Here is a 21,825-nt window from a genome sequence, read left to right on the forward strand (position 1 = left end):
CAAGGCCAGCTGCAATTAAATTTAGGGATGAAAACTGTACATCTTGCTTTCCACCCCCTTCACAGCGACTTTCCTGGACAGTCATCACAGTTCTTCGATACTCAACATGAGGTTACCGTCAGAAGGAAAGCTGTCATGCAAACCCCGTATTCCGTTGCTGATTATCTGCTGGACAGGCTGGCAGGCTGTGGTGTTGGCCATCTCTTTGGTGTGCCTGGCGATTATAATTTGCAGTTTCTTGACCACGTGATTGAACATCCCAGCGTACGTTGGGTCGGGTGTGCGAACGAGTTGAATGCGGCTTATGCTGCGGATGGCTATGCCCGGGTATCCGGGGTGGGGGCGCTGCTCACCACGTTTGGCGTGGGTGAGTTAAGCGCGATTAACGGTATCGCGGGAAGTTATGCGGAATATGTTCCTGTTTTGCATATTGTTGGCGCGCCCTGTCGCGGTGCTCAACGTCGCGGGGAGTTGATGCATCACACCCTTGGGGACGGTGATTTTCAGCATTTTTATCGTATGCAGCAGGCGGTGACGACGGCCAGCGCAGTGCTGGATGAACAAAACGCCTGTTATGAAATTGACCGCGTGCTGCGAACAATGCTCATCGAACGCAGACCGGGCTATCTGATGTTACCTGCTGATGTGGCAAAACAGCGCACCACGCCGCCGAATGACATCCTGATTGTTCCTCTGAGCGAGCCAGAAAGCAGCGTGGCAGAAGCGTTTCGCTACCATGCCCGCGAGCGGTTACTGGACAGCCCGCGCGTAGCGCTTCTGGCAGACGTTCTCGCGCAACGCTTTGGCCTGCAGCCGGTATTGCAACGCTGGATGGCGGAAACGCCGATGGCCCACGCCACGTTGTTGATGGGCAAAGGGCTATTCGATGAGCGTCATCCGGCGTTTGTCGGCACCTACAGCGCTGGAGCCAGCAGCGACTATGTACGTCAGGCGATAGAAGATGCCGACACGATAGTGTGTGTTGGCACACAATTTGTTGACACTTTGACCGCCGGGTTTACGCAACAGTTACCACAGGAGCGCACGATTGAGGTGCAGCCACATGCCTCACGGATTGGAAACCGTTGGTTTAACGTCCCGATGGAGCAGGCGGTAACCACCTTGCGGGAGCTGTGTCTGGAGATGTCTTTTTCACTGCCGCCAGAACGCCCGCCAGTTAGGCGTATTCAGGTTGAGAAGGGACCTCTGACGCAGGAAAATTTCTGGCATACGGTGCAGCAGTATCTGGCGCCCAATGACATTATCCTCGTCGACCAGGGGACCGCTGCATTTGGCGCGGCTGCGCTCATGCTACCCGGTGGAGCGGAGGTGCTGGTTCAGCCGCTGTGGGGGTCTATCGGCTACGCGCTCCCGGCTGCATTTGGCGCGCAAACCGCCTGCCCGGACCGCCGGGTGATCCTGATTATTGGCGATGGTGCGGCGCAGCTCACCATTCAGGAACTGGGCTCTATGCTCAGAGACGGGCAATCTCCCGTTATTTTGCTGCTAAATAATGACGGCTATACCGTGGAGCGGGCTATACATGGGGCAAATCAGCGCTATAACGATATCGCTGCCTGGAACTGGACGCAGGTGCCGCAGGCGTTTCGTCGTGAATGTCAGGCGGAGTGCTGGCGTGTGGAGCAGGCGGTACAACTGGAAGAAGTGCTGGCCCGTTTGTCCCATCCGCAACGATTGTCGTTAATTGAGGTGGTACTACCGAAAGCCGATCTTCCTGAGCTATTGCGCACGGTGACCCGTGCGCTGGAAACGCGTAACGGAGGCTAACTACTTATCGGTACGCTCGGCGATCATCATCGGTTTGCCCGCCAGCAGCAGCCAGGCGGGCAGCATGACGATGCACAGCAGCGGCAGCAGGGTGGAATCTGGCACCACCACTGCTGCCATAAACAGGCTCAGCCAGGCGTCACGGGTGACGACCAGCACCAGTCCAAGAATCGCGCAGGAGACGGTAATGGCCGCTGGCACCGCTTCAACGTGGGCGTGCAGCATCAGGCCAAGCGCGACCCCAACGAATACTGCCGGGAAAATTCGCCCGCCGCGAAAACCACTCGCAGCTGCAACCACTAATGCCGCCAATTTGATCACGGCGAGCATGAAATAATCCGATGCTCCCAGCGTCTGGCTAAATGCCATTTGCTGCATTTCGTCCAGTCCTTTAAACAAGGTAAGCGGTCCGCCGATAACGCCTAAAATGCCGAGGATTAAGCCGCCAGCCCCAAGAATCAGGACCGGGTGTTTCAATCGATGTATTAAATGGTGTAAACGCGGCAGACACCAGACAGCCACCATCCCGGCGGCAATGGCGATGGCGGCAACGACCGCACCGCTGAGGATATCGATCACGTGCATCTGCGTGTAGTGCGCGATGGGCAGTGAAAAATGGGGGTGAAAAAACAGACTGGTGGTCAGCGAGCCCGCGGCGGCGGCCATTAACGGTGCAAACAGGCGATCCCACAAAGGAACATTGTCCGAGCTATTCAGCGTTTGTGAAAAGACCAGCGCGGCGGCAACGGGGGTGCCAAATAGCGCGCCGATGGTGCCGGCAGAGGCGAGGATGGTCCAGTCCAGCTTAGCAATGCGGGGAAACATACGGCTGCCGAGCGCCACAGCCAGTGCGATATTCACGGTCATGATCGGGTGTTCCGGACCCAAACTGACGCCACCCGCCAGGCCGAGGATGAGCGCTGCCAGCAAGCCCGCAATTGCTGAGGTGGGGACCGGCATTCCAATTAACGGCTCACAGGCAGGATCCGGTCCTGCGTGACCCTGGCTGTAGCGAATAACTAACCCGACCATGATCCCCGTGAGCGTCAGCATGCCGATAATCCACAGCGGAGAGTCCTGGGCAATACCGATGCTAACGGGCAGGCGTTCCCACAAAAATTGCTGTAAAACGGACGCCACTTTCATCACAACGATCAACACCAGGCTGGAGGCAATACCAATAATTAGCGCAGGAGTTGATAGCAAGAGCATCGTTCTGGCTCGTGGATGAAGCATATTCTATTCCTTAAAACAGAGTCATAGACATAGTTTGCACAGCCTGCGCAACCGCATCGCTGCAAATGGTGCTGAAACGATAAAGTAATTATGTGATCTGGATCGATTTTCCACGGGCATCAGCCTTCAGGGCGTTGTTGTTATGCCCCCATGAATTTACAGTGTGGCAAAGATTTATTCTGACTTTAGCGGAGCAGTGGAAGAATGACAAAATATGCTTTAGTAGGTGATGTTGGCGGCACCAACGCGCGTCTTGCTCTGTGCGACATTGCCAGCGGCGAGATTTCGCAGGCAAAAACCTATTCCGGGCTGGATTACCCAAGCCTCGAGGCGGTAGTACGCGTATACCTGGATGAGCATAGCGTCAGCGTTGAGGATGGTTGTATTGCCATTGCCTGTCCGATAACCGGTGACTGGGTGGCAATGACCAACCATACCTGGGCATTCTCTATTGCTGAGATGAAAAAAAATCTGGGCTTCAGCCATCTGGAAATCATCAATGATTTCACCGCCGTGTCGATGGCGATCCCGATGCTGAAGAAAGAGCATTTGATCCAGTTTGGCGGTGCGGAACCTGTTGAAGGCAAACCGATTGCTGTCTATGGCGCAGGTACCGGACTCGGCGTGGCGCATTTGGTGCATGTAGATAAACGCTGGGTGAGCTTGCCTGGTGAAGGCGGTCACGTGGATTTTGCGCCTAACAGCGAAGAAGAAGGGATTATCCTTGAGGTCCTGCGTGCGGAAATTGGTCACGTTTCCGCAGAGCGCGTACTGTCAGGTCCGGGGCTGGTTAATCTGTATCGCGCCATCGTCAAATCAGACGGGCGCCTGCCGGAAAATCTGCAGCCGAAGGATATCACCGGGCGTGCGCTGGCTGATTCCTGTATCGACTGTCGTCGCGCGCTGTCGCTGTTCTGCGTCATCATGGGGCGTTTTGGCGGCGATCTGGCGTTAACGCTGGGCACGTTTGGCGGTGTGTACATCGCTGGCGGCATCGTACCGCGCTTCCTCGACTTCTTTAAAGCTTCGGGTTTCCGTGGTGGTTTTGAAGATAAGGGGCGTTTTAAAGCCTACGTACAGGATATTCCGGTATATCTGATCGTGCATGATAACCCGGGCCTGCTTGGTTCCGGTGCGCATCTGCGCCAGACGCTGGGCCATATTTTGTAAGACCAACGCCGGACGGTGCACAGCGCTTATCCGGTTTACATATATCCCGCAAAACCGCGTTTATTACGCGGTTTTTTTATGCCTGCCGCCCGCCTTTCCGACCTTCGTCACATTTCCGAATGGCGGGATTATTTGTCCAGTAAAAGCATTATTTGTCTGATAACGGTCGTTACTTTCCCCGGACCATAATTTCACTCGTTAACTATTACGAGGAAATGATTATGAGCAAAAAACTGATTGCCGTTTGCGCGTGCCCAATGGGGCTGGCCCATACCTTTATGGCGGCTCAGGCGCTGGAAGAAGCCGCGGTTGAAGCGGGTTATGAAGTGAAAATTGAAACCCAGGGTGCGGACGGAATTCAAAATCGCCTGACGGCGCAGGATATCGCAGAGGCAACGTTGATCATCCATTCTGTTGCCGTTACTCCGGAAGATAACGAGCGTTTTGAGTCGCGTGACGTCTACGAAATTACGTTACAGGACGCGATAAAAAATGCAGCCGGCATCATCAAAGAGATCGAAGAGATGGTTGCCGCTGAACAACAATAATCATCGACAGGGAATTACGTATGGCCATTAAAAAACGCAGTGCAACCGTTGTGCCTGGCGCATCTGGTGCGGCAGCGGCAATAAAAAATCCACCGGCCTCCCACAATAGCTTCTGGGGCGAACTTCCGCAGCATGTGATGTCGGGTATTTCGCGCATGGTACCGACGTTAATTATGGGCGGGGTAATTCTCGCCTTCTCGCAACTGATCGCCTATAGCTGGCTCAATATTCCTGCTGACACCGGCATCATGGATGCGCTGAACAGCGGAAAATTCAGCGGTTTTAATCTCTCATTACTGAAGTTTGCCTGGCTGTCGCAATCTTTTGGCGGCGTGCTGTTTGGTTTTGCTATTCCGATGTTTGCCGCGTTTGTCGCCAACTCTATCGGCGGTAAGCTGGCGTTTCCGGCTGGGTTCATTGGTGGACTGATGTCCACTCAGCCCACACAGATACTGAATTTTGACCCAGCGACGCTACAATGGGCAACCAGTGCTCCCGTCCCGTCAACCTTTATTGGCGCGCTGATTATCTCGATTGTCGCCGGGTATCTGGTTAAGTGGATGAACCAAAAAATCCAGTTGCCTGATTTCCTGCTGGCATTCAAAACCACCTTTTTACTGCCCATTCTTTCCGCGATCTTCGTCATGTTGGCGATGTATTACGTGATAACGCCGTTTGGCGGGTGGATCAACGGCGGAATTCGTTCTCTGCTGACGGCGGCTGGAGAGAAAGGCACGCTGATGTACGCGATGGGGATTTCTGCGGCAACGGCGATTGACCTCGGCGGTCCGATTAATAAAGCTGCAGGATTTGTCGCCTTCAGCTTTACTACCGATCACGTTCTGCCGGTAACCGCACGCTCTATTGCCATCGTGATTCCTCCAATTGGCCTCGGGTTGGCTACGCTTCTCGACCGGCGCTTAACCGGCAAACGCCTGTTCAACGCACAGCTCTACCCGCAAGGGAAAACGGCAATGTTCCTCGCGTTTATGGGCATCAGCGAAGGGGCGATCCCGTTTGCACTGGAAAGCCCCATCACGGCAATTCCATCCTATATGGTTGGCGCTATTGTCGGATCGACGGCTGCCGTCTGGCTGGGGGCGGTGCAGTGGTTCCCGGAATCGGCTATCTGGGCATGGCCGCTGGTCACTAACCTCGGCGTCTATATGGCGGGGATCCTGTTAGGTGCGGTGATTACGGCGCTGATGGTGGTGTTCCTGCGCAACATGATGTACCGCAAAGGCAAATTGCTGATTGAAAGCCTCTGATTAAAAGGATTGTGACCATGAGCTTACTTGCCTCGCTGCGTGACTGGCTAACGGCGCAACATCTCGATGCGATGCTGCTGTCATCGCGGCAGAATAAACAGCCGCATATGGGGATCTCCAGCGGTTCAGGGTTTGTGTTTATCAGCCATCAAAGCGCGCATATTCTGGTCGACGCCCGTTACTACACCGATGTTGCCACGCGTACTCAGGGCTATCAGATCCATCTACTTGATGGCGCGCAGACGCTGTATTCACGGGTGAATCACATTATTGCTAACGAAAAGCTGCAGACGGTGGGATTTGAAGGCGAGCAGGTAAGCTGGAATACGGCGAATGGATGGTCGGGCAAACTGCTTGCGCGACTAGTGAGTGCCGTGCCGGATGTGCTCCGGCAGGTAAAAACGGCGCAGGAGATAGCCTGCATTCGCAAAGCCTGTCGGATAGCTGACCTTAGTGCTGAACATATTCGCCGCTTTATTCAACCTGGCCTCAGTGAGCGCGAAATCGCCGCTGAACTGGAGTGGTACATGCGCACGCTCGGTGCAGACAAACCCTCTTTTGACACCATTGTCGCCAGCGGCTGGCGCGGCGCGCTGCCGCACGGTAAAGCCAGCGACAAGCGTGTCGAGGCGGGTGAGTTCATCACGCTGGATTTTGGCGCGCAGTATCAGGGCTATTGTTCGGATATGACGAGAACCTTTCGCATCCCAGACGCAAACCAGCCAGCGCAAGAAAGCCCGCTGTTTTCCGTGTATCAGATTGTTCTGGCGGCGCAGCGTGCGGCGGTGGCAGCAATTCGACCAGGTCGGCGTTGCCATGAGGTTGACGCCGCAGCCAGGCAGGTCATTACGCAGGCGGGCTATGGTGATGAGTTTGGTCACAATACCGGACACGCTATCGGCATTGAGGTGCATGAAAATCCCCGTTTTTCCCCCACCGACGCGACGCCTCTGGCGGTTGGCATGCTGCTCACCGTTGAGCCGGGTATTTATCTGCCGGGGCAGGGAGGCGTGCGTATTGAGGATGTGGTGCTGGTTACGCCAGACGGCGGCGAGGTGCTCTACACCATGGCGAAGACATTGTTACACACGGGAGAAGCGTAATGGACTTATCGCTACTGAAGGCGCTGAGTGAGGCGGACGCGATCGCCTCTTCAGAACAGGAAGTGCGGCAGATCCTGCTTGAAGAGGCGGATCGTCTGCATAAAGAGGTGCGCTTTGACGGCCTGGGATCGGTGCTGATCCGTCTGAATGAATCAACCGGTCCGAAGGTAATGATCTGCGCGCATATGGATGAAGTGGGATTTATCGTGCGCAGCATTTCCAGCGAAGGAGCGATCGATGTATTGCCGGTGGGAAATGTGCGTATGGCGGCCAGGCAATTGCAGCCGGTGCGGATCACTACCCGTGAAGAGAGCAAAATTCCCGGTCTGCTCGACGGAGTGCGCAGCGGTAATGACGTCAGTGCGCTGCAGGTGGACATTGGCGCGCGGTCTTATGACGAGGTACTTCAGGCCGGCGTACGCCCTGGCGATCGCGTCACCTTTGACACGACGTTTCAGGTTTTGCCGCACCAGCGAGTCATGGGCAAAGCCTTTGATGATCGACTTGGATGTTATTTGCTGGTGGCGCTGCTGCGCGAATGGCATAACGCCATTCTCCCATGTGAGGTCTGGCTGGTGGCCAGTTCCAGTGAAGAAGTGGGACTGCGCGGAGGACAAACAGCAGCACGCGCGGTCGCTCCGGATGTGGCGATCGTGCTGGATACCGCCTGCTGGGCCAAAAACTTTGATCATGGTGCGGCCAACCATCGGCAGCTTGGTAAAGGCCCGATGCTGGTGTTAAGCGATAAATCGCTGATTGCCTCGCCAAAGCTGACCGCGTGGGTTGAAAGCGTGGCCACCGATGCGGGCATTACCCTGCAGTTTGACATGTTCAGTAACGGCGGCACTGACGGCGGGGCGGTGCACGTAAGCGGCACGGGGATCCCCACGGTTGTCATGGGGCCAGCTACGCGGCATGGACACTGCGCGGCGTCGATTGCCGACTGCCGTGACATCATCCAGACGCAGCAGTTGTTGTCGGCTCTTCTTTCACATCTTACGTGCGAAACCGTGGTTCATCTGACGGATTTCAGGTGCTGATTTCGCGCTAATCAGGAGTTGTTATGCTAACGATTCAATTTCTTTGCCCGCTACCCAATGGCCTGCATGCGCGTCCGGCGTGGGAGCTGAAAGAGCAGTGCAGCCAGTGGCAAAGTGAGGTGATATTTCTTAACCATCGCCAGAACGCCAGGGCAGATGCGAAAAGCTCCCTGGCGCTGATTGGCACCGGGACGCTGTTTAATGACAGTTGTAGCTTAACCATCACCGGTCGCGATGAAGAACAGGCCCGACGAGCGCTAGAGGAGTACCTCCTGCACCGGTTTATTGACAGCGACAGCGTTCAGCCGACGCCGGCGGAACTGGCGGCGCATCCGTTGCCGCGTTCGCTGATTCGCCTCAACCCAGACCTTCTTTATGGCACCGTGCTGGCAGGAGGCGTGGGGGCAGGTTCGCTCACGCTTTGGCAGAGCGATAATCTGGAAAGCTATCGCGCGATTGCGCCGAGTGCGGAAGACAATACCCGGCTGGAGCATAGTCTGGCGACGCTTGCCGAACAGCTCAATCAGCAACTGCGCGAGCGTGAGGGTGAGAGTAAAACCATCCTCAGCGCCCATCTGTCTCTGATTCAGGACGACGAGTTTGCCGGGAATATTCGTCGCTTAATGCTGGAGCAGCATCTGGGGTTAGGGGCGGCGATTATCGCCAATATGGAGCAGGTGTGCGACAAGCTGTCGGCCTCCGGTAGCGATTACCTGCGCGAGCGCGTTAGCGATATCCGTGATATCAGCGAACAGCTGCTGCACATCACCTGGCCTGAAAGACGTCCGCGCAATGCGCTGGTGCTGAATAAGCCGACGATTCTGGTCGCTGAGGATTTGACGCCCAGCCAGTTTTTAAGCCTCAATTTGCAGCATCTGTCAGGCATGATCCTGGAGAAAACAGGGCGCACCTCGCATACCCTGATCCTTGCTCGCGCGTCGGCTATTCCGGTGCTTAGCGGCTTGCCGCTGGAGGCCATTAGCCGCTATGCAGGCCAGCATGCGGTACTGGATGCCCGCTGTGGGGTACTGGCCATCAATCCAGACGATGCGGTTCGCGGTTATTACGCGATTGCGCAGAAGCTGGCCGATGAATGCCAGCGGCGGCAGGCGCTGGATGCCGCCCAGCCCGCGCTGACCAAAGATAATCAGCGTATTGACGTTGCAGCGAATATCGGTACCGCGCTGGAAGCGCCGGGGGCGTTTGCCAATGGCGCGGAAGGGATTGGGCTGTTTCGTACTGAAATGCTGTTTATGGACCGCGACAGCGCTCCCGACGAGCAGGAACAGTTTGAAGCCTACCAGCAGGTCTTATTGGCCGCGGGTGACAAGCCGGTTATCTTTCGCACCATGGATATTGGGGGGGATAAAAATATCCGTTACCTCAATATTCCGCAGGAAGAGAATCCGTTCCTGGGCTACCGCGCGGTGCGAATTTATCCGGAGTTTGCCGGACTGTTTCGCACGCAGCTGCGCGCCATCTTACGTGCGGCAACCTTCGGCAATGCGCAACTGATGATCCCAATGGTGCACAGCCTTGACCAGATTTTGTGGGTAAAAAGCGAACTGCAAAAAGCGCTGGTGGCACTGAAAGCCGACGGTTTACGCCATGCTCCGACAATTTCATTGGGGATTATGGTTGAAGTGCCGTCGGTGTGTTACATCATCGACCATTTCTGCGATGAGGTGGATTTCTTCAGTATTGGTTCAAACGACATGACCCAGTACCTGTACGCCGTCGATCGTAATAACCCGCGCGTTTCGCCGTTGTACAACCCGATTACGCCGTCGTTCCTGCGAATGTTGCAGCAGATTGTCCGTGTGGCGCACGAACGCGGTAAATGGGTGGGCATTTGCGGCGAACTGGGGGGCGAAGGACGCTATTTACCGCTGCTACTGGGCTTAGGACTCGACGAGCTGAGCATGAGCAGTCCACGTATTCCGGCGGTGAAAAGTCAGCTTCGTCAACTGGAGGGCCAGGCATGCCGTGAACTCGCCATACGGGCCTGTGAGTGCCGTAGCGCTCAAGAGATAGAAGATCTGCTCAACCAGTTTGCACCGCAGAAAGACGTGCGTCCGCTGCTGGCGCGGGAGAACATCTTTGTTGGTGAATCTCTGAGTAACAAAGAGCAGGTGATTCAGTTTCTGTGCGGCAATCTTGGTGTTAATGGGCGAACTGAACATCCGTTTGAGCTGGAGGAAGATATCTGGCAGCGCGAAGAGATAGTCACCACTGCTGTCGGTTTTGGTGTGGCTATTCCGCACACTAAGTCCCAGTGGATCCGCCATTCCAGTATCAGTATTGCCCGGCTTGCTCATCCCGTTGACTGGCAGTCAGAGATGGGCGAAGTGGAACTGGTTATCATGCTGACGCTGGGAGCTGATGAAGGCATTAACCACGTGAAGGTCTTCTCGCAGCTGGCGCGTAAGTTGGTGAACAAGCCGTTCCGCCAGTCGTTGTTTGCCGCTGAAAATGCCGACAGTATTCTCGCGTTGCTGGAGGCGGAACTGACGTTTTAAGCTTCACTGAAAGAGCGCTCTCCAGCCTGCGACGATCTGGTTGCAGGCTGGATGAACGCGACCGGAAAGCGACATCATCAATGCGGCGCGTTTGGCACCGGCAGTTTCCCGGCTCTTAAGAGCGTCATTTCTTGCTTACAGAGCAGAACCACCGCCTGGCGAGCTTTAACACGGCGGGAGGTAAGGGCTCTTTTCACGGTCTGACGATCCGCACCTGATTCCAGCATCTGAAAACACATCAGGGAGAGTGCACGTCTGTTTTTCATCGCATATTCACTTTATTGAGTAAGCCTGCAGGGGGAGCTACATGCCGTTATTTTACAACGATGCAAACGGATATTACTAACCTGTTGGTGTTGTCTCACTTAACGTGCTGACTGAAAACGTACGCTGTACTCTCCCGGCGTCAGGCCAAACTGACGCCGGAACAGGCGGCAGAAATAATTACTGTCCTGATACCCGCACCGCTGTGCGACTTCGCTAATCGACAGATGGTATTTCTGTAAGATGATGCGCGCCTTCGCCATTCTGACCCACCGCAGGTACTCGACGAACCCCATGGTGCCGTGCTGGGCAAACACTTTTGACAGGTGGTTGGGCGTGATATTAAAAAACTGCGCTACGCTTTCCCGGGTCAGCGGTTGGGCATAGTTATCCTGCACCCAGTTACACATACTGTGATAGAGAAATTCAGCGCGCGGACGTTCTGTGTCAGGGCGGGTATTCACCACGCTACGACACAGATGCAGCAGGCTAAGCACCAGCGGCTGAATAATATCCTGGGCCTGAGCAGAGCGGCTTAAATGGGTTAATGCGGTGAGCATCGCCTCGCCTTCGCCGCGCTGCGGATGTGGTAACTCAATACGGCGGATCGGACGTAACAGCGATGCCGTTCGATTATCGTAAAAAGAGAGACCCAGCCAGGCCGGAGAAAACACCAGACTCAGTAGCATCACGGGTTTATCGCTACCGGGCAAATTCGCTGCTTTCGCCGGGATAAACAGCATGTTGCCTTCAGGCAGGCTATGCTGCTGTTTTTCCAGTTGATTACTGTATTCGCCACGCAGCACGATATCGAGGCGCGGAAGGTCAATACACAAACTGCCGGACGGTAACGTGGTGGGCTGGGACGCGAACCACACGCGGCCAAGACGCTGCGGGTTCAATACCAGGCCGCTGAACAGATCGGCGAAAAACTGTTGGTCTGCGGGGAGGCCTGGCTCTTTCATCGCTCTTTCTCTGCGCTATAAGTGCATTAACTGCCTGAACTCTTTCACTTTACTCCGACTCACCGGGATTTCAAATTCCAGATCTTTTAAGCGCAAAATGTAGGTGTTGTTAAACCAGGGCTCGATCTCGCGGATTTTATTCAGATTCACACAGAACGAGCGGTGGCAGCGGAAGAAATGCGAAGCAGGCAATTTGCTGCAAAATTCAGTGATGTTCATTGGCATCACGTACGATTCGCGTCGGGTGTAGACAAACGTCATCTTTTCATGGGCTTCTGCGTAGTAGATGTCGTTGATCGGGGTCACGATGATCCGCTCATCTTTGATCAGATTGATCGTATCGTTTTCGCGGGTCACCGTACTGGCAGGCGAGGTTCCCGTTTGCTGTTGCTGCCAGGCAGCTTCCAGCTTTTGCAGCATGCCGACGATGCGTGATTCCTGATACGGCTTCAGGATGTAGTCAAAGGCCTCCAGTTCAAAGGCTTCAACAGCGTGCTCTTTCCACGCGGTAATAAAGACAATAAAGGGCTTGTGCGCGAACTGGCTGATGTTTTGCGCCAACAGGACGCCATCCAGCGAGGGAATATTGATATCCAGAAAAATGGCGTCAACGCGGTTGTGCTGGAGGTATTTCAGCACGTCCAGACCGTCGTCAAATGTGCCGACAATTTCCATCTGGCTGTGCTCTTTTATCAGCCAGCTAAGTTCCTGTTGGGCCAGGAATTCATCTTCAACAATGATGACTTTCACGACTTCACTCCTGGTTAAAGCAACAATGTGGCCGGTGCGGCTGCGGGCGAGTGCTGATTAGGCACATAAAAGGCAATCTCAGTGCCTGGCTCCAGACGGCGGATATGGAGGCCCTCGCCGTAGAGCAGCTTAACGCGATGATGCACATTTAACAGACCAATTTTATTGCCCGGCATTTCATTGGATTCGACCCGTTCAATCACTTTTGGATCGATACCGTGGCCCGTATCCCGCACGGCAATCCGTACCCGATTACCGCACTCCGCAACGCTGATGGTGACCACCCCTTTTCCTTTGCAGGGCTGAATCCCATGGACGATAGCGTTCTCTACCAGCGGCTGAATCAGCAGGCTGGGAATATAACAGCTTACCTCTTCATCGATATCATAAATAACCGTCAGCTTGTCGCCAAAACGGGCCTGTTCGATGGCGATGTAATCCTTGATTTGATACAGCTCTTTTTTGATGTCGATCTGCTCATCGTCTTTTAATTCAATATTATAGCGAAGATAGCGCGATAAATTAAAAATCAGCTGGCGCGCAGTGTCTGGATTCAGCCGCACCGACGATGAAATTGCGTTCAGGGCGTTAAACAGGAAATGGGGATTTATTTTACTTTGTAGCGCACGCAGCTCTGCCTTATTTGCCATTTCGCGTAGCTGCTCCGCCCGGGAGACTTCCAGCTGAGTCGAGATAATTTGCGACAGGCCGATGGCCATTTCTTGTAGCGAGGAGGTTATCTGGTGGGCGTGACAGTAGTAGATTTTTAGCGTACCGGTGACAACACCTTTCTCCCAAAGCGGAATCACCAGCATGGAGTGTATTTCTGGCGTACGGTGCGCTTCATCATTGTTTTTAATGATGATTTTTCCGTAATTGATCGCCTGTTGCGTAGTCGGACTGACGAAATCATCATTATCGCGGTAGTTAAGTTCACCCACGCCAACGTAGGCCAACACGTGCTGGGTGTTGGTAATAGCGACGGCATCAGCATGGATATCATGGCGAATAATTTCGCACACCTGGCGAAGCGATTCGCTATTGACCTGGCGAAAAAGCGGCAGAGTTTTGTTGGCGATATCCAGAGCCAGCTTAGCCTGCTTCGCGGCGCTGGCTTCTTTCTCGCCTTCCACGCTTTGCACCAGCATGACGATAAAACCAATGCAGACACTACCCAGAATCATTGGGATGCCGATTTTCGAGACGATATCCAGCCCCAGTTCGGTGGTGGGCGCCCAGGCGACGACGAGGATCATGGTCAGAGATTCGCACAGCATTCCGCCTAAAATACCCGCACGCCAGTGTTGCGCTTTGGGGATCCTACGGTTGATCCAGCCGGCAATGCAGCCTGCCAGAATGCTGGTGATAAAGCAGGGCAGGGCGGTTACGCCGCCGATGTCGATCAGGTAGCGGTGGGTGCCCGCGATCAGGCCTGTAATGATACCGACCCAGGGACCGAACAGAATTCCCCCTGACATGACGGCGATAATACGTACGTTAACCAGTGAGCCTTCAACCGGTACGCCGGACCAGGTACTGAACAGGGCAAACATTGAGAAAATCGCGGTAACGGCGAGCAGCTCTTTCGGGGAGTGGGCTGACTTGTGCAACAGTTCGCGAAACAGGCGGATACGAATCAGGAAAAACAGACAGAACAGCATCAGCGCTGCCCGGTCGAATACCGCCAGCAGCATATTGAATATTTCGTGCACGGGTGACTCTTGCGCAAGGGTTAAACCTCTATGATAGGTAACCTGAGGCTGGATGACCAGCACACCCGCAGCCTGTAGCTAATGGGGAAAAACCTTAATATTAAAAGGGGATTGTTGCATGATTGTTGTATTTACAATGCCTGTCCTGTCAACGGAGCGCACAAAGTAATATGTTTAACAATAAAATGTTAAATAGTGGTAATTTTAAGCGGAGTGTGAAAAATTTTATTTCCTCATTTTTTCTGGCTATTCCTCTTTTATCTCAATAAAAAATATTTTGTTTTGCCTCTCGACAGAAGGAAATTATTCAGGCTATTTTCTAAACGTGCCACCATCGTGGCAGCGTCGCTCGGACGGTCCGGGCGCTAACGTTAATCTGAGGATATTATGGCTGACTCCCGCCCTGAACGTCGCTTTACGCGTATTGATCGTCTTCCCCCTTACGTTTTTAACATCACTGCTGAGCTAAAGATGGCTGCGCGTCGGCGCGGCGAAGATATTATCGATTTCAGCATGGGGAACCCGGATGGGGCCACGCCTCCTCACATCGTCGAAAAACTCTGTACCGTGGCGCAGCGCCCGGATACGCACGGTTACTCCACCTCGCGCGGCATTCCGCGTCTGCGTCGGGCAATTTCCCGTTGGTACCAGGAACGCTATGACGTTGAGATCGATCCGGAATCCGAAGCGATTGTGACGATTGGCTCGAAAGAAGGATTGGCGCACCTGATGCTGGCTACGCTGGATCACGGCGATACGGTCCTCGTACCGAACCCGAGCTATCCGATCCATATTTATGGCGCGGTGATTGCCGGCGCGCAGGTACGTTCAGTGCCGCTGGTCGAAGGCGTTGATTTCTTTAATGAGCTGGAGCGAGCGATTCGCGAAAGCTACCCGAAACCGAAGATGATGATCTTAGGTTTTCCTTCCAACCCGACTGCGCAGTGCGTCGAGCTGGAGTTCTTCGAAAAAGTTGTGGCCCTGGCTAAACGCTATGACGTGCTGGTGGTTCATGACCTGGCCTATGCCGATATCGTCTACGATGGCTGGAAAGCGCCGTCGATTATGGAGATACCGGGCGCTCGTGATGTCGCGGTGGAGTTTTTCACCCTATCGAAAAGCTACAACATGGCGGGCTGGCGTATCGGTTTTATGGTAGGTAACAAAACGCTGGTGAACGCGCTGGCTCGAATTAAGAGCTATCACGATTACGGAACCTTTACTCCGTTGCAGGTTGCAGCAATCGCCGCGCTGGAAGGCGATCAGCAGTGCGTGCGGGATATTGCTGAGCAATATAAACGTCGTCGAGATGTGCTGGTTAAGGGGCTGCATGAAGCCGGGTGGATGGTCGAGATGCCCAAGGCCTCGATGTACGTTTGGGCGAAAATCCCAGAGCAATACGCCGCGATGGGCTCACTTGAATTTGCCAAGAAACTGCTGAACGAGGCGAAGGTATGCGTTTCGCCGGGGATTGGTTTTGGTGATTATGGCGATACGCACGTGCGCTTTGCGTTAATTGAAAACCGCGACCGTACCCGCCAGGCGATCCGTGGCATCAAAGCAATGTTCCGCGCCGATGGCTTATTGCCTGCCAGTGCAAAATCGGCCACCGAACGTACTGACTAACAACACGTTTCCCCAAAAGCAAACAGGAGCCATCAGGCTCCTGTTTTTTGCTGCGTCTTTTAATTTAGATCATCAGGGCGAAAGTACCGGCCCAAACGATGACCATAAAAGAAATGCCCATAAAGAAATATTTCACTTTTCATCTCTCCGCGTACCTGAGGTACGTCTAAATGAACATATGCTAACCTGACAGAGAGCTGATGCACGCGTAAACGAAATGGAGAATTCCCTTCGTTTGCTTGTCTGCATCACCTCAGAATTCTGAGCTTTTATGCTCCAGACGGCGCTAATGTACGCCTAAAAATGAGGTGAGACAAGAGGCATTTTTTTATTTAATTTTAATAACTTACAAGTGTCGTGATTCGGCGACAGTTTAATTTCTGTCGGTAATAAATTGCTATTGAGCGACGAAATGTTTACTCGGAGAATTCTCATATCTCCATGATGTTAATGCGGTTAATTTTTCGCGGAATGAGATTATGAAAAGGTTAAAAATGACCAGATTAATGATGTTAGCACTCGTTCTTACGCCAGTGACGTCGATGGCGGCCTCGCCGATGGCATTCAATTTCAGCTGCGCAAGTATTGGTGGTGTGAATAGTGATGGTAAAGGCAATATCTGGATTGATGGCACTAAGGCGACGGTAAAGGCCTTCAATGAAAATTACTGGGAAGCAAAAAGCGGTAACAATACCGTGTCTATCTCCCGTAAAGATGACGGGAATCCGGACGTTTCCTGGACCGGGCCTAATCGTAAGCACGGGATTTGCCTGCCTGAAGACAATATCGACTTTTCAGGGGCAAAGAAATCGACCAGCAACGGGCCTTCTTTTTCCTGTTCTGCGGTAGCAAAGGGCAGTATCGAAGAGGTTATCTGTCAAAGTCCTTCGCTCTCAGCCATGGATTTGGCATTGAACGGGGCCTACAAGCAGGCGCTGGTGAAATCGAGTAATAACCCGACGCTCAAAGCAGAGCAACGCGGCTGGGTGAAAGGGCGTAACGAATGCTGGAAAGATCAGGATAAGCCAGCGTGTATAGCCCGTAACTACAATGAGCGAATGGCTGAATTACAGAACAACTGGGGCGTGAAGTAATTCAGGCGCAGAAAAAAAGAAAGGCCTTTCGGCCTTTCTTTTTAGATATATAACGAGGCTTCACCCATCGGGCGAGTTTTGAAGCGACGGTGGATCCAGAGATACTGCTCGGGTGCGCGCATGATCTCTTTTTCGATAATTTTGTTCATATACGCCGCTGCCTGGCTTTCATCTGTTGGATAACCTTCCATTTCTGGCGTGATGAACAGGCGGTAACCGGAGTTATCTGCTTTTCTTACCATGGTTACGGTCAGCATCGCTGCGCCCGATAACCGTGACAGCACGTAAGTACCGTTGGTGGTCGCGACGTTTTTGACTGCGAAGAAGGGGGCGAATGAACTCCCTTTACGACCGTAGTCCTGATCGGGGGCAAACCATACCGCTTCCCCTTTTTTCAGGGCGCCGACAATACCGCGCAGATTATTTCTGCCGATCATGGCCTTGTTGGAGCGCATACGACCGCGGGTTTGGATCCACTCCATCAACTTATTGTTGTGCGGGCGATAGGTTGCCATCATCGGTTGGCAAAGTCCCATTACGCGACCACCCAATTCGAGTGACATAAAGTGTACACCTACCACCATCACGCCACGGTTTTGCATCTGTGCGCGTTTCAGGTTGTCCAGCCCTTCTACATCAAACCATTTGCGTACCCGGCGATCCGGCCAGAACCAGGCCATACCCGTTTCAAGCAGCGCCATGCCGAGTGAACGGAAGTTCTCATCGACCAGTTTGTCTCTTTCTTCTTGCGACAGATTTGGGAAACAGAGTTCGAGATTTTTATGAGCAATAGATTCACGGCGCTTTAAAAATGGACGAGCCAGCGTTCCTGTACGGGTACCAAGAAAACACAACACGGGATAGGGAAGTTGTACCAGTAACCAGAGCACACCGACGCCAAACCATGTGAGCCAGTAGCGCGGATGCAAAAACGCGCGTGAAAATTTACATTGGGGGAACATAAGCACCTGTTGTTGATACGAAATAGGTGTATCGCGAAGATTCTTTAGTCTGCCGCTTTACAGTCTGTACTGATCGTTAGGCCGCCATGAACGACATTGGTTCCTGTAAAGAGTGTAAAACTGAGTCAGGACAAAACCAGGAAGGGGCATGAATGATCGGACGCTCAATGTACACCCGAATATTAATGTCAGCCAGAAATAATTACTCAAGATGCGTAAATGTTTTTACGGCGATTAAGGTCAAAAATGAGTCGATATATAATGCGTTGTTTTTATGACGATTAAATAAACGGCTGTCGAATAAATTAGTAGTCAGCGATTGAGTGATTTTTGTAACGAAAATGTTGCTTAAATTGCGAACCATTGGGAATTGTCTTAGAATATAAACTCAAGGGAGTGTAAGGACTTACGTAAATTTTTACGGCAAACAGGAGGTATCGCTATGTTCTATTTTTGGATCTTTCTCGCGTTGAGCATTCTGAGTGTCAGTTGCTATATCTGGCAGGTTATGGGGACTGCGGCGTCAATAAGTGCTTTTATCGGCATGGCCATACTCACGGCATTAATTTACGTTTTTACTATGCAGTTGACCAATGGTAACGAGATGGTTACCGGATTATTCCTTTTTCTTGCCCCAGCATGCGGTTTGATCATCCGCTTTATGGTGGGTTACGGTAAGCAATAAATTATCACGTTGAGCTATTTATTCTTTATCTGAATGTATTGAAGTGCCAGCATCGCTGGCACTTTTTGCGAGACTGAAATCGGCTACCGGGCATCAGCCAACTGGAGTGACGCTTCCTCTTGTTGAGCGTTTTTCCGCTGTTGTTCGAGCTCCAGCGCGCCGCGATGGGAGAGGTAGCAGAACAGGATGCAGCATACAATCCCGCCCATCAACAGATAGAAGCCGCCATGCCATCCCATTTTATCGACCATCACGCCAAACAGGCTGGTTCCTAGCGATGCGCCAAAAATGTAGCTCATGAATCCGCGTAACCCTACCGCAGAACCTACTGCGAAGCTGGGGACGATTTCCATGGTCTGAACGGAGGCCAGGAACTGCGGAACATAAATCAGGCAACCCACGATGGCGGCAAAAATAGTGACCATCAGCAGCGATTCACTTTTCCAGTAACCGATCAGGCAGACGAAAATCAGCGCCATACAGATCATGGCCAGCGGCATGCGACGGCCTTTAAACAGTTTATCGGTGAGCCAACCCGCCAGTAATGTGGAAGGAATTGCCGCCCATTCGAAAAACAGAAAAGCTATGCTCATTTGCTCTTTCGAGAAATGTTTTTCGGTTAATAAATAAATTGGCAGCCAGCTAATCATACCAAAACGCACCATATAGACAAAAACGTCTACCAGTGAAACATACCAGGCATTTTTATTACGCAATACATAGGTGCAGAAGATCTGGAAGGCACTCATATTTTCTGGCGCCTGGACAGCGTGTCGGGAATTTAATACGACTTTTTCTTCCGGCATCATTTGTTCCAGAGCCGGTAAACCCTCCTGGCGTGGTGAACCTTTCCCTAGCATCAGCACAATAAAAGCAAACAGTACGGCAACACAGGCCGGAACAATATAGCTGGCGCTTTGCCAGTGTTCGCTCCCCAAAATGGCAAACGCGGCGCCAACAATCGGGGCGACAATACCACCGCCAACGTTGTGTGAGATATTCCAGAATGCGCCAACGCGTCCACGTTCTTTACGTGGAAACCAGTTAGCGATGGTAATAAATGAAGGGCCAACGCCCATCCCCTGAAACAAACCGTTGAAAACGACCAACGCGGCGAATATCCAGAATCCGGTACTGAACCCCAGGCCTACGTTGACGATAGCGCACAGGATCAGGCCGCATGCCATGAAGACTTTCGGGCTGGCTTTGTCTGCCAGACTGCTCATAATGCCTTTACTGATCCCATAGGCAATAAGCATGCAGCTGCTGAGTAAACCAATCTGCGTAGCGCTGAGATCCAGGTGCTCCTTCAGGTATGGAGTCGAGAGCGTGAAGTTATTGCGCACAATATAGTACGCAAGATAGCCAAGAAATACGCTGAGTAATGCCTGAATGCGGTATCGGCCATAAGTTGCCTGGACTTTCTCCGCCGGGACTTTATTCGCCGCTGGTCCTGCCTTAAATATTGATAACATATCATCACCTAATTTTTTATTGATGTGAATATCAGGATTTTTCGCAGTGAAGAGTGAAATAGACGGCAAAGAAACTCAAGTTGATGAAATGTGTCACTATTGACTCAATTTGCGGGCGGCGTGGCAGATTTTGACTCTTTTTTAATAATGGATTTTCAATTCTATTCTTTCACGGGAATTTTTATCATCGGCGTGTGCGGGTATTAACAAATTCAGGCTGCATTTTCGGGTATTCTTTACTGATGTCGTCACTTTCCGTTTGGTTATTCTACGAATAACCTTATTCTTCCCCCCAGCGGTGATAAACGGGTAAGTTTTGTCTCAATATTATTTTTTGTACATGTTGGTATTTATGAACGGGATCACAAACAGACTGTTGGGCCGGGGGCGTTTTTGGGCATTCTTGCTCTGTTTTATGTCGCTGTCGGCGAGCTGCCAGGTCCTGGGTAAAGAGCTGGTGATGGCGACCACCTTTTCCCCAGGGGCCACGGCCTGGATTATCCAGCGCTGGCAGACGGAGCCAGGGTCAGTGATGATTCGCACGTTAAACCGGACCAGCGGTTCGCTGGAACAGTTGCTGGATACTGCGAATGCGGAAAACGTCGATCTGATTTTGACCTCATCACCCATGCTGTTGCAGCATCTTCAGGAGCACCAGAAGCTGGCGCCTTTCGATAATGCGCTGCCTGAAAGCCAGCGGCTGGTGCCAGACTCGATTCGCTCGACCTCCGTGGCTGTGGCGATATCAGGGTTTGGCCTGTTGATTAATCGTTCTGCGCTGGCGGCGCGGCATCTTCCGCCGCCTGACGACTGGGGGGATTTAACGCAGCCTAAATATCAGAACGCGCTGTTGATGAGTAGCCCGTCGCGTTCCGATACCAACCACCTGATGGTTGAGTCGCTGCTGCAACAGAAAGGGTGGGAAGAGGGCTGGGCGACGTTGTTGGCCAGCGCCGGTAATCTGGTAACGATTTCATCACGCAGTTTTGGCGTGGCCGACAAAATTAAGAGCGGTCTGGGCGTGGCGGGGCCGGTTATTGATAACTATGCCAACCTGTTGCTTAACGATCCGCACCTTACTTTTACCTATTTTCCTCGCTCGGCGGTGTCACCCACCTATGTTGCCGTACTCAAAAATAGCCAGCACCCCAACGAAGCGCGTCGCTTTATCCGCTATCTGTTAAGCCCGGAAGGACAGCGGATCCTTGCGGATGCAAACACGGGGAAATATCCGGTCACGCAGCTCGCGCCTGATAACCCACGCGCCGCTCAGCAGGCTATTTTGATGAGCCAGCCCGCGCTTAATTATCGGCTGATCCTTAAGCGGCAACAGCTGGTGCAGCGGATGTTTGATACCGCCATCAGTTTTCGACTCGCGCAGCTGAAAGATGCCTGGCGGGCGCTATACAGTGCGGAAGCGCGCCTGAAACGCCCGCTACCCGAAATCAGAGCATTACTGACCAGCGTCCCGATAGATGCCAGAAGTAGTGAAGATGAGGCCTGGCTTGCGCAATTTGAGAATAAAAGCGTAGCCGAACAGCAGATGATGGAGTGGCAGCTCTGGTTTCTTAAAAATCAGCGTCAGGCGATATCCAAACTGGAAGAGTTAAAATGAAAGGT

Annotated in this window: 19 protein-coding genes; 11 read left to right on the top strand and 8 right to left on the bottom strand. The window is 52.8% G+C overall.

The window, feature by feature from the left end; translation table 11 throughout:
* Positions 1–135 precede the first annotated feature (135 nt).
* Positions 136–1,788 (top strand): alpha-keto acid decarboxylase family protein, encoded by a 1,653-nt coding sequence (locus tag OGV93_RS02235; RefSeq protein ID WP_046275538.1) that lies wholly within the window; start codon positions 136–138, stop codon positions 1,786–1,788.
* On the opposite strand, the gene OGV93_RS02240 is transcribed toward OGV93_RS02235, so the two are convergent.
* Positions 1,789–3,024, bottom strand: a complete 1,236-nt coding sequence (locus OGV93_RS02240; protein WP_287109330.1) for an ion channel protein — start codon at positions 3,022–3,024, stop codon at positions 1,789–1,791.
* Between the two features lie 204 nt (positions 3,025–3,228).
* On the opposite strand from OGV93_RS02240, the gene glk reads away from it, so the two are divergent.
* The 6 genes from glk to ptsP all read left to right on the top strand — a co-directional run bounded on the left by glk (position 3,229) and on the right by ptsP (position 10,672).
* A complete protein-coding gene (glk, locus tag OGV93_RS02245; RefSeq protein WP_016153902.1) occupies positions 3,229–4,194 on the top strand; it encodes a glucokinase in 966 nt (321 codons plus the stop codon).
* Positions 4,195–4,415: 221 nt separating this feature from the next.
* Entirely contained in the window at positions 4,416–4,742 is a 327-nt protein-coding gene (locus OGV93_RS02250; protein ID WP_003028254.1) for a PTS fructose transporter subunit IIB, read from the top strand.
* Positions 4,743–4,762: 20 nt separating this feature from the next.
* Positions 4,763–6,010, top strand: a complete 1,248-nt coding sequence (locus tag OGV93_RS02255) for a PTS fructose transporter subunit IIC (protein WP_200013512.1) — start codon at positions 4,763–4,765, stop codon at positions 6,008–6,010.
* Between the two features lie 17 nt (positions 6,011–6,027).
* On the top strand, positions 6,028–7,113 hold the full coding sequence (gene ypdF / locus OGV93_RS02260; protein ID WP_287109331.1) for an aminopeptidase: 1,086 nt from the start codon (positions 6,028–6,030) through the stop codon (positions 7,111–7,113).
* Positions 7,113–8,153, top strand: coding sequence for an aminopeptidase (ypdE, locus tag OGV93_RS02265; protein ID WP_131405193.1), 1,041 nt, complete (start codon positions 7,113–7,115; stop codon positions 8,151–8,153). Before ypdF ends, ypdE begins: the two co-directional genes overlap by 1 nt.
* Before the next feature lie 23 nt (positions 8,154–8,176).
* Positions 8,177–10,672, top strand: coding sequence for a phosphoenolpyruvate--protein phosphotransferase (gene ptsP, locus OGV93_RS02270; RefSeq protein WP_053389664.1), 2,496 nt, complete (start codon positions 8,177–8,179; stop codon positions 10,670–10,672).
* Positions 10,673–10,749: 77 nt separating this feature from the next.
* On the opposite strand, the gene OGV93_RS02275 is transcribed toward ptsP, so the two are convergent.
* From OGV93_RS02275 to OGV93_RS02290, 4 genes are all read right to left on the bottom strand, one after another.
* The gene (locus OGV93_RS02275; RefSeq protein WP_032931709.1) at positions 10,750–10,938 is read right to left on the bottom strand and encodes a hypothetical protein; all 189 of its coding nucleotides are present in this window, start codon (positions 10,936–10,938) and stop codon (positions 10,750–10,752) included.
* A 99-nt stretch (positions 10,939–11,037) separates the two neighbouring features.
* Positions 11,038–11,901: an AraC family transcriptional regulator gene (locus OGV93_RS02280; protein WP_284201803.1), complete on the bottom strand. Its 864-nt coding sequence runs from the start codon at positions 11,899–11,901 to the stop codon at positions 11,038–11,040.
* Positions 11,902–11,916: 15 nt separating this feature from the next.
* The gene (gene ypdB, locus OGV93_RS02285) at positions 11,917–12,651 is read right to left on the bottom strand and encodes a two-component system response regulator YpdB (protein ID WP_287109332.1); all 735 of its coding nucleotides are present in this window, start codon (positions 12,649–12,651) and stop codon (positions 11,917–11,919) included.
* 14 nt (positions 12,652–12,665) lie between these two features.
* Complete coding sequence (locus OGV93_RS02290) at positions 12,666–14,363, bottom strand: sensor histidine kinase (RefSeq protein ID WP_029139619.1); 1,698 nt, start codon at positions 14,361–14,363, stop codon at positions 12,666–12,668.
* A 387-nt stretch (positions 14,364–14,750) separates the two neighbouring features.
* On the opposite strand from OGV93_RS02290, the gene alaC reads away from it, so the two are divergent.
* Positions 14,751–15,989 (top strand): alanine transaminase, encoded by a 1,239-nt coding sequence (gene alaC / locus OGV93_RS02295; RefSeq protein ID WP_287109333.1) that lies wholly within the window; start codon positions 14,751–14,753, stop codon positions 15,987–15,989.
* A 64-nt stretch (positions 15,990–16,053) separates the two neighbouring features.
* Here alaC and ypdK read toward each other — a convergent pair whose 3' ends face one another.
* Positions 16,054–16,125: a membrane protein YpdK gene (gene ypdK, locus OGV93_RS02300; protein WP_010723117.1), complete on the bottom strand. Its 72-nt coding sequence runs from the start codon at positions 16,123–16,125 to the stop codon at positions 16,054–16,056.
* A 343-nt stretch (positions 16,126–16,468) separates the two neighbouring features.
* Between ypdK and OGV93_RS02305 the strand changes: the two genes are divergently transcribed.
* Entirely contained in the window at positions 16,469–17,083 is a 615-nt protein-coding gene (locus tag OGV93_RS02305) for a lysozyme inhibitor LprI family protein (RefSeq protein ID WP_287109334.1), read from the top strand.
* A 41-nt stretch (positions 17,084–17,124) separates the two neighbouring features.
* On the opposite strand, the gene lpxP is transcribed toward OGV93_RS02305, so the two are convergent.
* Positions 17,125–18,045, bottom strand: coding sequence for a kdo(2)-lipid IV(A) palmitoleoyltransferase (gene lpxP / locus OGV93_RS02310; protein ID WP_016157070.1), 921 nt, complete (start codon positions 18,043–18,045; stop codon positions 17,125–17,127).
* A 442-nt stretch (positions 18,046–18,487) separates the two neighbouring features.
* Between lpxP and OGV93_RS02315 the strand changes: the two genes are divergently transcribed.
* Positions 18,488–18,730 carry a DUF2545 family protein gene (locus OGV93_RS02315; RefSeq protein WP_019077325.1) on the top strand — a complete coding sequence of 81 codons (243 nt, stop codon included), beginning with the start codon at positions 18,488–18,490 and terminating at the stop codon, positions 18,728–18,730.
* 83 nt (positions 18,731–18,813) lie between these two features.
* Here the strand turns inward: OGV93_RS02315 and pgtP are convergent, their stop codons facing one another.
* Complete coding sequence (gene pgtP, locus OGV93_RS02320) at positions 18,814–20,205, bottom strand: phosphoglycerate transporter PgtP (RefSeq protein WP_016153890.1); 1,392 nt, start codon at positions 20,203–20,205, stop codon at positions 18,814–18,816.
* Positions 20,206–20,626: 421 nt separating this feature from the next.
* Here pgtP and pgtC point away from each other — a divergent pair, with 421 nt between their 5' ends.
* Positions 20,627–21,820: a phosphoglycerate transport regulator PgtC gene (gene pgtC, locus OGV93_RS02325; RefSeq protein ID WP_370603117.1), complete on the top strand. Its 1,194-nt coding sequence runs from the start codon at positions 20,627–20,629 to the stop codon at positions 21,818–21,820.
* Positions 21,821–21,825: the final 5 nt, after the last annotated feature.

Origin of the sequence: Citrobacter sp. Cb031 (assembly GCF_030336725.1) — a bacterium.
Lineage (GTDB): Bacteria > Pseudomonadota > Gammaproteobacteria > Enterobacterales > Enterobacteriaceae > Citrobacter > Citrobacter braakii.

Bases quoted from the DNA above. Each gene is read 5' to 3' on its own strand.
- ypdF (WP_287109331.1), top strand. From the start codon at position 6,028: ATGAGCTTACTTGCCTCGCTGCGTGACTGGCTAACGGCGCAACATCTC.
- ypdE (WP_131405193.1), top strand. From the start codon at position 7,113: ATGGACTTATCGCTACTGAAGGCGCTGAGTGAGGCGGACGCGATCGCC.
- OGV93_RS02240 (WP_287109330.1), bottom strand. From the start codon at position 3,024: ATGCTTCATCCACGAGCCAGAACGATGCTCTTGCTATCAACTCCTGCG.
- ptsP (WP_053389664.1), top strand. From the start codon at position 8,177: ATGCTAACGATTCAATTTCTTTGCCCGCTACCCAATGGCCTGCATGCG.
- OGV93_RS02315 (WP_019077325.1), top strand. From the start codon at position 18,488: ATGTTCTATTTTTGGATCTTTCTCGCGTTGAGCATTCTGAGTGTCAGT.
- OGV93_RS02280 (WP_284201803.1), bottom strand. From the start codon at position 11,901: ATGAAAGAGCCAGGCCTCCCCGCAGACCAACAGTTTTTCGCCGATCTG.
- OGV93_RS02305 (WP_287109334.1), top strand. From the start codon at position 16,469: ATGAAAAGGTTAAAAATGACCAGATTAATGATGTTAGCACTCGTTCTT.
- OGV93_RS02250 (WP_003028254.1), top strand. From the start codon at position 4,416: ATGAGCAAAAAACTGATTGCCGTTTGCGCGTGCCCAATGGGGCTGGCC.
- pgtP (WP_016153890.1), bottom strand. From the start codon at position 20,205: ATGTTATCAATATTTAAGGCAGGACCAGCGGCGAATAAAGTCCCGGCG.
- OGV93_RS02275 (WP_032931709.1), bottom strand. From the start codon at position 10,938: ATGAAAAACAGACGTGCACTCTCCCTGATGTGTTTTCAGATGCTGGAA.
- alaC (WP_287109333.1), top strand. From the start codon at position 14,751: ATGGCTGACTCCCGCCCTGAACGTCGCTTTACGCGTATTGATCGTCTT.
- OGV93_RS02235 (WP_046275538.1), top strand. From the start codon at position 136: ATGCAAACCCCGTATTCCGTTGCTGATTATCTGCTGGACAGGCTGGCA.
- lpxP (WP_016157070.1), bottom strand. From the start codon at position 18,045: ATGTTCCCCCAATGTAAATTTTCACGCGCGTTTTTGCATCCGCGCTAC.
- OGV93_RS02255 (WP_200013512.1), top strand. From the start codon at position 4,763: ATGGCCATTAAAAAACGCAGTGCAACCGTTGTGCCTGGCGCATCTGGT.
- glk (WP_016153902.1), top strand. From the start codon at position 3,229: ATGACAAAATATGCTTTAGTAGGTGATGTTGGCGGCACCAACGCGCGT.